At 49.2% G+C, this 12545-nt stretch carries 6 protein-coding genes; all 6 read right to left on the reverse strand.

Annotated elements, in window-relative coordinates; genetic code table 11:
• Positions 1-356 precede the first annotated feature (356 nt).
• The 6 genes from ACYPWY_RS04365 to ACYPWY_RS04390 all read right to left on the reverse strand — a co-directional run bounded on the left by ACYPWY_RS04365 (position 357) and on the right by ACYPWY_RS04390 (position 12467).
• The gene (locus ACYPWY_RS04365) at positions 357-1703 is read right to left on the reverse strand and encodes an MATE family efflux transporter (protein ID WP_459684212.1); all 1347 of its coding nucleotides are present in this window, start codon (positions 1701-1703) and stop codon (positions 357-359) included.
• 274 nt (positions 1704-1977) lie between these two features.
• Positions 1978-3219, reverse strand: a complete 1242-nt coding sequence (locus ACYPWY_RS04370; RefSeq protein ID WP_459684213.1) for a serine hydrolase domain-containing protein — start codon at positions 3217-3219, stop codon at positions 1978-1980.
• Between the two features lie 89 nt (positions 3220-3308).
• Entirely contained in the window at positions 3309-5276 is a 1968-nt protein-coding gene (locus ACYPWY_RS04375) for a polysaccharide lyase family protein (protein ID WP_459684214.1), read from the reverse strand.
• A 29-nt stretch (positions 5277-5305) separates the two neighbouring features.
• Positions 5306-7264 (reverse strand): polysaccharide lyase family protein, encoded by a 1959-nt coding sequence (locus tag ACYPWY_RS04380; RefSeq protein WP_459684215.1) that lies wholly within the window; start codon positions 7262-7264, stop codon positions 5306-5308.
• 23 nt (positions 7265-7287) lie between these two features.
• Entirely contained in the window at positions 7288-9621 is a 2334-nt protein-coding gene (locus tag ACYPWY_RS04385; protein WP_459684216.1) for an alpha/beta hydrolase family protein, read from the reverse strand.
• Between the two features lie 503 nt (positions 9622-10124).
• Complete coding sequence (locus ACYPWY_RS04390) at positions 10125-12467, reverse strand: sugar-binding domain-containing protein (RefSeq protein ID WP_459684217.1); 2343 nt, start codon at positions 12465-12467, stop codon at positions 10125-10127.
• Positions 12468-12545 lie beyond the last annotated feature (78 nt).

Raw genomic sequence — 12545 nt, forward strand, 5'->3', positions numbered from 1 at the left:
CTTGTTTGATTGAAAAAATAGTTGTAATTTTGTGCCGTAGTTTTATGCAGACATGGGCAGGACAAGCGTAGTCAAAAAAGACCTCTGCAAACGCTCTAAATCGTACCCCATACGAAAAAATGAAAGCATAAAGTGCTGGTTTATAAGACTTTCCTACACATAATGATATACTCAGTAGAGTTGTATCAAAAGTATAAATAGCACACGGAATACACGGAAAATATGGAGTAACAAATTATTTTTAATTTCTACGTGTTTTATAATTAAAATAAGCTCCGTGTTCATCCGTTCATTCTGTATAATCCGTGTGCGAATATCAACTATTGAGACAGTCCATTGGTGTTTATGATACCAAGCTATTTTTTGTTCAACCGCCGGTAAATTACCGAGAACCAAACAGGTAAAATAATCCCTTTGCATACGGTTGTTATGGCCATTGCCCACCAAACGCCTATTATTCCCATTTGATTTGCCAGCACGTAGGCCAACGGGATGCGCGCTATATTGAATGTGATGCTAATCAGCGCCGGTGGTACGGTTCGCCCTACACCGTTAAACATTCCCTGGGTTGTCAGTTCCAACATCATAAATACCTGAACCAGCCCCATTATACCCAGGTATTCGGCTCCTGCTTTTATGGCATCTTCTTCGGGAACGATTATGCCAAATATACTTCCACCGAATAGTAGAAAACAGATACTGACAACGATTCCAAGTGTCATCATCAGCCGGATGGTGTGTATGTAGGCTTTCCTGCCCCTTTCCAAGCGTCCTGCTGCATAGTTCTGTGCAATAAATGCGCTTAAAGCGGTGGAAAACCCTTGCGAGGTAGTCCATGTAACACCTTCAATCTGTCCTCCGGTAGTTTGTGTCATTAATCCGATGTGTCCGCCATAGACAGAGGCTACACGCGCCAAATTCATATTTATAATTGCATACAAGGAATTCATGATAGAAACCGGCGTTCCCAGATTGAATATACGTCGAATGTATATCTTCTCCGGTTTAACCAAAAAATTAAATCGTCCGATAATTCCTTTCCCAAATTTAAGCCGGTAAGTAAAAGAACCACATATGTATAATTGTGCAATTACTGTTCCGGTAGCAGCGCCATACAGTCCCATTTCGGGAAAAGGACCTATACCAAATATAAGGAATGGGTCGATAATCATATTCAATATCAGCCCCGAAGAATTGATAGTAAATGGAATAAAACTGCGTCCTGCGCCGTTGTATATCCCCGAAAAGCAGAAGGTCATAAACTGAAAAGGGATGCAAATTGTCAGTATGCGCAGATAGGTCGTTGCCTCTTCGGTAACAGAGGGCGGAAGTTTGAAGAATGATAGAATTTCGGGTGCGAAAATCAGGTATATTATTGCCCATATTATACCTATTCCAATAGCTAGAGTAGTAGTATGTGAGGCATATTTGAGCGCTCTCTTAAATTTTCGGCCTCCTATCGACTGTCCGATGGATACTTCCGCCCCAATCATTGTCAGGATAGCCACCGAAGCCGTTAGCCACGACAGCATACCTATCGCCCCAACAGCAGCCTCCGCCCGGCTTCCCAAGCGTCCCACCCAAAACATGGCCATCAGGTTGTACGACATTTGGACAAAACTGGTACCCATCAGCGGCAACGCCAGCTTAATCAGGCTGGAGAATATTTTTCCGTCCGTCAGGTTTTGGATATTTGCACTCATTTTTTTTGTAATTGCGAATAGAGGAGTCTCCTCTACTTAAAAATGTCTTTGCATAGAACAAAAACAAGCTTTTATTGTTCATGGGGTGCAAATATTTATAAACCAAAAAGGGGCTGTGCCAAAAGAACGCTGATTACGCGAATTACGCAAATAAGCCACTATATCTTTTTCTTATTTAATTGATTTTCAACAATAAATGGATTGCGATAATTCGCGTAATCAGCGTAACTCGCGTTCAAAAATATTTTTGAGACAGACTCCTACATTATTCACATCACTCCAACACCTGATAAACCGTATTTAAAAACTTTTCCCACACTTTTGTGTCGGGGGTGCGATTGGTGTACAGGAGGATGATTAGGCCTTCTTTGTGATCGATGATGTAGTCGGTGTTGGCCATGCCGCCCCACGACAGGGCGCCCGGGGATACCATCGGCGTGAAGTTGCTGACTGCCGCCCTGGTTTCTACTTCGGGGTATATCTGGAATCCTAGCCCGAAACCGAAGCCGTTGCCTCCCTTGTTGGGGTGTGGAAGTTGGTCTTTGGCCATCATTTCGATGGTTCTGCGTCCCAATATCCGGTTGTTGTTGAACGCTCCGTAGTTGAGAATCATTTGGCAGAAACGGGCGTAACCTTCTATCGTTCCGTTCAATCCCGAACCGGAGCCTGCATAAAGTCTGTCTTTGCCAAAGGGGTAGCGACCGCTCCACATATCGGGGGCGTGTTCGAGGCTGCCCTTGTTGTCGCGGTATATCTTTACAAAACGCGATTCGTATGCCTTGTCGTAATAATAGGCCATGTCCTTTATGTCGAGCGGCTCAAACAGTATCTCGCGAAGGTACTCCTGCAAAGGTTTTCCCGAGAAATACTCGACCAGATAGCCCCATACGTCCGATGCCGGATGATAATTCCAGTTGCTGCCCGGGTCGTAGGCTAAAGGCGCTTTAACCAGTAATTTAACGTATTCTTCCAAGGTTTTGTAATCGGCGTTCCTGTCCACTCCAATGCCCGTAATGCCCGACGAATGGCTCAACAGGTGGCGTATTCTGACGGGTGATGCGGCTTTGCGGGTAGTGGGAGCCGCGCCGTCTTTCGATTCAACCAGCACCTGATCGGTCATCTCGGGGATATACATCGAAACAGGGTCGTCAAGCTGGAATTTTCCTTGCTCGAAGAGGGTCATCAAGGCAACCGTAGTCATTGCTTTGGTTTGCGAATACATGCGGAAAATATCGTCTTTGGCAAGCGGAATTTTCTTTTCCATATCTTTCCAGCCGAAAGCCTTGTTGTGTATTACCTGACCGTCTTTGGCCACAAATGTGAGTGCGTGGGGCAATAATCCCTTGTCGATGTACTCCTGAAGCAAGCGGTCTATCCGGTCGAGCCGCGACCGATCAACTTTCAATGCTTTGAAATCGGGCTTGTAATTGAATCCCTGAGGATTCTCTTTCTGTTGCCCGTAAACGCCCGAAACGGATAGCAACAGGATAGCGAAGATAAATAGTGATTTTTTCATAATGGTAAATATTCACCTCCCCCAACCCCCTCCTTCTGAGGGGGCTTAAATGCCTCCCCCTAGGGGGAGGTTGGAGGGGGCTGGGTTTATTAATCGGCCAGTTCCAAGCGGATATAATCATACATGATACCGTTGTTAACAGGCCCTTCGGGTACGGTCAGAACCAAGGTATTGCTTCCTTTTTTTATCAAAGAGGCATCGAACGACACGGCACGTTCGTACCATATACCTTGTCGGCCATGACGTGTAATGGTACCATCCCCTGGTAAGTTTTCCAGTTTTCCGGCTGGTTGTCCGTTAACGGCTATATCAACCGAACGAACACCTGTGCCACAAATGGCAAAACGCAATGTAGCCTTCCCTTTGGCAGCCGATGGCATATCGAATACAATAGAGTAGGGGCTTGCCTTGCCCGGAGCGCTTGCTCCACGAAATGGAACCGGTTTGGCGTTCGGGTCGTCATTGTGTGGCACGTGTTGGAAAAACCAATCTTTGGCGAAATTGCTTTTGCCGATGGTATAAGTAATATCGTTCGGAAACAACAGGCCATATTGGAGCGATATTTCGGGATTTGAAAATTCTTCTGCTTTAAAAAATTCCGAAGCATTGCGATTGGGGATTCCTATATCCCATACCTGTTTCCCGTACCTTACCGGCGTCCAGGTGAGTTTGCCCAAATCAAGCGGTTTTCCGGCTTCTACGGTTACATTTTCCGACAGAAATTCGCCAAGTATGCCATCGGCAAATGCGTAAAACGTATATTTTCCGGGACGTACATTGCTTATTTCAAATGTACCGTCGGTACGACCTTTTGTCCAGAACTGATAGTGTTTGGCATCGCGTTGCCAGTTTGTAACGGCTTCGGGCGATCTTTCGGGACGTGCCGAAACGTAGGCTGCATGGGTCAATCCAACGCTCAGGTTCGAGAAGCTTTTGTTATCTCCATCGTTCAAAACGAGTTGCCCCTTAACGGCTACACGCTCTTTTGCGTTGGGATAATCCGTGCCTTTTACCCATTCAAACGGCCATTTTCCGGCTTCTTCCGCGGCGCGGGCTTTGGCATCGTTGTATATGGCCTGAGGATTTTCGCCTGCATTGACATAAATCAAAAAAGGGCCTACTACTTTTGTCCATTGTTCACCGGCAGCTACATTGATTTCCGCTCCACCGTAGTGGCTGCTCCGCCAATAGTTTAGCACGCAGGGCGCTGCCACCGGATTGGTATCGCGGTGTCCCATAAATTCCCACTTCGTTGGGCCGCCACTCATGTATTCCATCGAAGGATTGATGAAGAAAAGTCCCACATTTTTTGTGGTACTCGACCATCCGAATGCCGGATTGATTGATTGCAGGGCTGTATAAACGTACTTATCGCCTTCTTTAAGTTCTTTCGGAAAGTACTTGTTGCGTTGTTCGTCCACGCTCAGCCAATCGAAGAAATCGGCCAATTTGGCGCAAAAGCGGGCTTCGCCAAGTTGCGTATAAGGATAATCGGGCTGATGTTCGAATATGGAGTAGGTGTATATCCCCTGATCTCCTTTTCCGAGGGTGTAGCGAAGTTCTACATCGGCGGCAAACTGACCATCGGCGCTTGCACCGGGGCCTGTTCCCATTTTACGGCCTTTGGCTATGCCTTTTACCGATACTTCGGCCCGTTCTCCTCCGTTTTTCGAAGGGTCTATGGTGATGCGTGTAATTGTTGGGGCAGTACCTCTCGGCCCCATGGCATCGTGCGACCAAAAACCGTATTGATGGTCTGTCATGCCGCGGTTAAGCCCGTTTGGGTTTGCTCCCGGAGGGTCTTTCTCGAGGTCGGGTTCTCCTTCGGGCGTCAGAAATGTAGCGAGCATTTCCAGTCCTTTGTAGCGGAACGACACGAGGTCGCCCGATACTTTGGCTATTTTGGCGGTAACCAGGCCGTTGTCGAGCGTATAAAGTTCATTGCTCTCGGTCAGTGTTACTTTCGTTTGAGAAAAACACGGCTTGGGAGAGCTTGCCAGCAGGAATAAACCGCACAAAGCCACTCCCAGCATTTTGATTTGTCCGAAAAATTTCATGATACACTATTTTTTAGATTGTTGCATTTTTAATCGGCCAGTTCCAGCCTTATATAATCATATACCATACCATTGTTGATGGGGCCTGCGGGTACTGTCAGCACAAGTGTATTTGTTCCTGCTTTCATCAGTTTTGCATCGAAAGCCAGTTCGCGTTCGTACCAAATGCCTTGTGAGCCGTGGCGGGTAATAACGCCGTCTCCCGGCAGGTTATCGAATACGCCGGCAGCTTGTCCGTTTACTGCAACATCAAACGAGCGGGCGCCTGTTCCGCAAATGGCAATACGCAGAATAGCCTTGCCTTTGGGTGCAGACGGAAGGTCGAATGTAACGGTGTAAGGAGTGGCTTTTCCGGGTGAACGTACGCCGTAGAACGGAGCCGATTTGGCGCTCGGGTCTTCGTTATGAGGCACGTGTTGATAGAACCAGTCTTTGCTAACATCGCTTTTCCCAATTGTAAAGTGTACATCGTTGGGAAAAAAGCTGGCATATTTGATGGATATTTCGGTATCGCGGTACTGATCTGCCTGAAAAAACTCCGAAGCGTTGCGGTTGGGGATGCCTATCTCCCACAGTTGTTTGCCTTTGCGTACGGGTGTCCATGTAAGTTTGCCCAAATCAACGGATTTTCCTTTCTCAATAACTACATCGGCCTTGTTATATTCGCCCAACACTCCATTAGTAAAGGCATACAGGGTATATTTTCCGGGACGTACATTGTTTATCGCGAATGTTCCATCGGCATTGCCTTTAGTCCAGAACTGATAGAATTTGCCGTCGCGTTGCCAGTTTGTAATGGCTTCGGGCGATCCTTCGGGACGGGGCGAAACGTAGGCTGCATGAGCCAATCCAACGGTCAGGTTCGAGAATTTGGTCGATTTCAGGCCCAAGTCATCCAAAATAAGCTGTCCCTTGACTGTCGCCCGTTCGGCTTTCGATGGATAATCTACCCCTTTCACCCATTCGTAGGGCCATTTGGCTATTTCGGTTGCAGCTTGTTTTTTTGCATCGGCATAAATGACCGCATGCCCTTCACCCGAATTGGCATAGATAAAGAATGGGCCGATAATTTTATTCCACTCTTCACCCGCTGCAATATTGGCTTCGGCGCCGCCATAGTGGCTGCTCCGCCAATAGTTCAGCACACAAGGCGCTGCTTCGGCATTCGTGTCGCGGTGTCCCATAAATTCTACTTTTGTGGGGCCGCCGCTCATGTATTCCATCGAAGGATTGATGAAGAACAAGCCCACATTTTTTGTTGTACTCGACCATCCGAATGCCGGATTTGTCGATTGCAAGGCGGTATATACATATTTATCTCCGGCATAATGGTCTTTTGGATAATGAAGATCGACTTGCGGGTCAACGCTTATCCAGTCGAAGAAACCGGCCAGCTTGGCGCAATAACGGGCTTCTCCGAACTGTCCGAGGGGATAGGTGGAGTTGTGGTCGAAAATGGAATAGGTATAAACGCCCGCCGCCCCTTGCTCCAGGGTGTAACGGAGTTCAATGTCAACGGTCAGGTTTCCTTCGGCGCCTGTTCCGGGGCCTGTTCCCATTTTACGGTCTTTGGAAATGGCTTTCACCGATACTTCAGCTATTTTTCCTCCATTGGTTTTGGGGTCGATGGTGATGGATGGAATGGCAGGAGCCGATCCCCTGATTCCCATGGCATCGTGCGACCAATAGGCATGAGCGCGGCCACCTATCGACGGTTCGCGCCAGTTGGGATTGTTGGCTGGTGTATCGCCTTTGGCTGCGGGATGAAAATCGGGCGAAAGGGTAGTGGCAAACATTTCGGTACCCTGATAACGGAACGAGACCAAATCGCCCGATACTTTCGATATGCGGACACTCACTATTCCGTTGTCCATCATATAGGTTTCAACATCTTCGGTTAATGTTACCGGTGCATTGGCTGCAAACATAGCCGGAACAGCCAGACAGGCCAGTACGACTGTAAAAATTAGTTTTTTTAGTGTTTTCATTCTTGTTTTTTTATTCTGGTGATTTATTTCTTGTTGTTTTTCTGTATCCATTCGATGATGTTGTTTTGTGTGGCCGTAGTCAGTCGCGCATAATCATCGGGTTCTTGTAAACCTAATTTATCGCTTGCCTTGTATAGCGAATAAACGGCTTTCGCTTGTTCAATGGCCCATTTCACCTCTTTCGGATTGGCTTCCCTGTCCATTGTGGGCTGAACGATAAGCACGGGACGGGGGGCAATGAGGGAAATAACATCCTCAAAATCGTAGGGAAGACGCTGTTCGTTGCCCGCAAAGAATCCCAGACGAGGTATTAGTCCGTACAGATGGCTGTAACGGCTCATGCCACTTGTGCCTTTGTCGGCTGTGTCGGTACGCATGGGTGTGAATCCGCTGACAGATACTACGCCCGAAATCCGCTGGTCGAGTGCGGCAGCATACAAGCCGACCGTACCGCCGAGGGTGTAGCCGAAGAGCGAGATATTGCTTGCGTCAACAATGGCTTCTTTTTGTAGCGCATCTATCGAGTTGCTGACATCCTCAACCATTTTTCCCATGCGCGACCAATGTGGATAGCGTCCGTAGAAAGTTGCCGATTCGCCGGTGCGCATTCCAAAGCCTGTCTGGTCGAATGCCAATACTGCATATCCGGCTTTTACTAGGGCGAGGATGGGGTGCAAATCGCGACGGTAAACCCACATGTAACCCAAGGGATAGTGGTAGCCGTGCAGCCAGATGACCGTAGGCAGTTTGGCGCCTTCGGGAAGGTTTTTGGGGAAGTAAAAATCGCCCGTTACATTGTCTGTGCCGAAGCGTATCCGGCGCGAGTCCACTTCGTTGCGTTCGGGACTGAGCCATCCGTATTCGGGGCTGGTTCCGCTGATAACCCATGCCGGCACATCGGGCGCCAGCTGACCGGGGTTGCCGGTATTTCCCAGTGCAATGGTGGTTGGGCCCGGAATCTCCCGCGCGCCGCCTCTCATAGGCATTTCGAGGGAACTTACGGGCATGGCGGCCGGTGTGTCGCCCAGCATCCAGCTAATGGATTTACGGACTTGCGCAGCCTTGGCATCCCATGCCGACTGCGAAGCAACCGGTTTAAGGGCTTTGTATGCCGGATAGTTTGATATGTCGGTTTTTTCGCCCGAAAGTACGCGCCAATCGGCGAAATTCCAGGGGAAAACAAAGTCGTATGTCCATTTTTGTGTCGATCGACCGAACTGTATATCCAGAAAGTCGATGCAGGCTTCCTGATCGTTACTGCCGTGGAATCCGGGTACATGCATCAGGTTCAGACGCGTTGGCTGTCCGAGTACTTCATATACTTTTTGCGCCGACTGGCAGGCTTGTTCCATCGCCCAACCGTTGGCCACCTGATCGCTCAATCCCCATTCGAGCAAGGCTGCACGTGGCGCAACTAAGCTCAACAGCAGGTTGGCATCAACAGGCAAACGGTCTTCTTTCCCCGAAAAATAGCGGAAACGCGGAATAAACCATCCCGGGAACATGCGAGTGGTGCTCTCGATGCCTTCGCCGCCGCCACGTTCACCGGCATAACGCCAGGGAACTGCGCCGCCCACGCCGGTACTGCCGGCAATAAGAGCCGATATGCGTTCGTCAAGCGCGGCGGCATAACTGGCCATCTTACCATCGCGCGAATAGCCAAAAATAGCAATCTGCTTCATATTCACCTGAGGCGTTGTTGCCAAGTAATCTACCACCATTTGTGCAAGCCAGGCTCGGCGCGGCAATGTCGCAAAATCGTAATCGGGGTAAATATCTTTCAGCGCTTCGGCATCGTCCATCCGGTCGTTTCCGGCATAACCCGCCGAAATGTAGCCGCGGCGAACCAGCGATGGCGCCCAACCGCCCAAATTAGGACAGATAAGCGCCGGAAAAGTTTCGCCCGCCACGCCATCGGGAATCACCAGACGGATACGCACACTGCCTTTACTTTGCGGCCCGAACAACACACGCACATTGCGCAGGGTGTAACCGTTCCCCTTAGTTTCGTCAATCAACTCCACCTTATCAATCGGTGGTTTCGGCGGAAAAGTCCCGGTAACATACTTTTCAAAAAGCTGCCATATTTCGGCGCGCCGGGCTTTCCAGCCCTCAGGAGTGGCATTCACTTGTCGCCCGTCAAAAAAGCGGAAAGGGTCGGGGAGGAGGTTCGTGCGTGGGAGCTGGTCGAAATCGGGAGGCAATTCCCCCGTTTTTTGCTGCCATTCAGTCCATTCGGGAACAGCAATCAGGTTCTTCTTCATCCACTCCAAATAAGCGGCGCGTTCATCGCTACTCATTGGCCGGATAGCGCTACACAACAGCAAAAGCGCAAAACATAGTGTTATTTTTTTCATTTGTTATAATTATTAAGTTTAAAGTTCAAGGTTCAAAGTTTCAAGTTTCAAGTTTCAAGTAGGGACGGGTTTCAAACCCGCCCCTACACAAAGTTTCAAGTTTTTTTTGTAGAGACGTGGCGTGCCACGTCTTCTTTTCCGATTTTATAATGAAACAAACGGCCTTAGCAAGCTGCCCTGTCTCGCAGGGACGGTTTCTGCTTGTTGTAACTACTTTGCGCAGGGCGTTGGTGCAATCTTCCTCTATTCGTATTTTGTAATACAATAGGATATTTTTCTGCTGGCGCAGGCTTGCAGCCTGTGTCCAAAATGAATTTGTATGTAGGACATGGACAATATGTCCGCGCCAAGCCTTAACCCAAGGAGCTGTGTCAAAAGCCTGTCATCTCGTGCCTGACACGGGATCTCCTAACAAACATCAGCTGAATGTCAGGAGATTGCGGGTCGGAGCCCGCAATGACAACCTTAGAAAAAGACTTTTGACACAGCCTCTGGAGGGGCTGCTATTTCTTCCCCACAGCCTGAATCACCACCGAAGCCCCTTCAAGCCCATCGGCAGAAGCTGTTAGCTTAATGGCGCCCGATGAAGCAGTGGCGCGGATAATTGCCATTGCCCGGCCTTTATAGTTGGTTTTTTCGTTGGTTTTGTATCTCTCGTGGCTGAAATTGTTGCTGTTGTCCACCGAAACAATTTCGCCCGGACCGCTGATGTTGAATTTGATTTTGCTTGGGCTGTTTGGGTAGCGGATGCCGTTTTTGTCAACGATGGTGGCCGTTACATACACTACTTCTTCCCAGTCGTTTATTGCTTCTTTCTTTTCGGTTTCGAGGAGTAGTTTCACCGGTTCGGAGGCGGTGGTGTGTTCGTGAACCGCTACCTCTTTGCCGCCGTTGCGACCAATCACCTTAATTGTTCCCGGCGCATAGACCACTCTCCACGAGTTGGGGCCGTCATCCTTTGGGGTTTGTTGTTTGCCGAGCGATGTGCCGTTGAGGTAGAGTTCTACCTCTTCGCAGTTGCTATACACATTCACAAAGGCCGTGTCGAGTTTGTAGGCCGGTGTCCAGTCGTCCAGCCAGCTAGCCCGTTGAGCGGTGTCGCGGCGAACGATATGCGCCATCGGTTCGCTTGTCCACCAGCTTTGGCGTTCCCAGGAGGTGTGCTTCCAGCCGGCGTTACGGTCGAAGAGCGCTTCACTCCACGAAATTTTCGGCCAATCGGCCTCGCCCAAATAGTCGAAGCCCGTCCAGATAAACATGCCGGAGTAGGCGGGGTTGTCTCTGGCTACGAGCCATGCCGAGCGGCTGGGCGTGTTTTCGGTTCCGATAATCTTTCGTCCGGGTTTTTCGCTCCAAGCTGCCAGCAGGCCGGTTTCGGCATAGTTTTGCCCTATCACGTCCAGCATTTCCGAGAAGCCGTTTTCGTACAAGCCCATCATTTTGGCACGGAATAGCGCCATGGTGATTGGACGGCTTGAGTCGATGCTTTTGGTGAGGGCGCGCAAATCGAGGAAGCGTTGTCTTCCCTCGGGACTGTTGACATTGTCGCGGATTTCGTTACCCAGACTGTACAGAACGATGCTTGGATGATTGCGCACGCGTTTCAGTGCAATGGAGGTATCAATATTCCACCACTCGTTGAAGTATAGGTTGTAGGCTTTTTCGCCGTTGGGTTTTGCTGCCGTCCAGGTGTCGAAAACCTCGTCCAGAAGCAACAGGCCCATCTTGTCGCATAGTTCGTAGAAAGCCGGATCCATGGGGGCGTGAGCGCCGCGTATGGCGTTGCAACCAACCGCTTTAAGCCGTTCAAAGCGTCTTTCCCATACTGAGGCCGGTACGGCAGAACCAAGGGCCCCGCCATCGTGGTGAACGCAAGCTCCCAATAACTTGATATTCTTCCCGTTCAACCAGAATCCCGTTTCCGATTCAAAGGAGAAAAAGCGGATACCGAAGGTATTTTTTTGGTCGTCAACCACTTTTTTCCCATCGGAAAGGGTGGTTAGGGCTGTGTAGATATTTGGAGCGGAAATGTCCCACAATTCAGGTGAAGGTACGGCAATTGTCTGGTCGCAAACGATTGTCTCACCGGCTCCAACAGTAACAGAACTTGGTTCCGACTTAAAACTTTTGCCTGATGGAGAGCTGATGGTAGTCTGCACCAATAATGTGCGGCTGGCTTTCGATTTGTTGCTAACCGATGCCTGTACGGCTACCGTAGCCTTTTCGTGGCTGGCTTCAGGCGTTGTGATGAAAACGCCGTAGCGGTCGAGCTGCGTTTGAGCGACTGTAAAGAGTTCCACATGGCGATAGATGCCCGCGCCTGTGTACCAGCGCGAAGCCGGTTGCACGGTATTATCGGCTTTGACAGCCAGAATATTGGCTTTGCCGTCGAAAGTGATGTAGTCGGTTAAATCGTACACAAGAGGTACATAGCCAAAGGGATGATGTCCCAGCAGATGCCCGTTAATCCACACATCGCTGTTGGCCATTATGCCGCCAAATTCGACGAAAACACGCTTCCCAGAATCGGACTTGGGCAGAGAAATAGTTTTGCGGTACCAGCCAATACCGGCGGGCAGGTAACCGCCTCCGCGCTTGGTGATAGCGTTCTGGTCGTAATCGCCTTCGATGCTCCAATCGTGCGGAACGTCGAGTTTGCGCCAGTTGCTATCGTCGAAATTGACTAATTGTCCGTTTTCGACATCCCCCAGATGGAATTTCCAATCTTTATCGATGCCGGTTATCTTGCGGACATTCTGGCCATTGGCCGGAAAACATAAAAACAACAAAATTAAAACGCCAACAGACATGTAAGCTGCTCTGTTAAAAATGTTTAAGGACTTCATGATAATTAGTTTTATGTGTAAATTACAGATGATTTATATTAAAAGCAGTTGAAATTAGAAACTTATTTGCTAATTCGC

This window comes from Viscerimonas tarda, assembly GCF_054601255.1.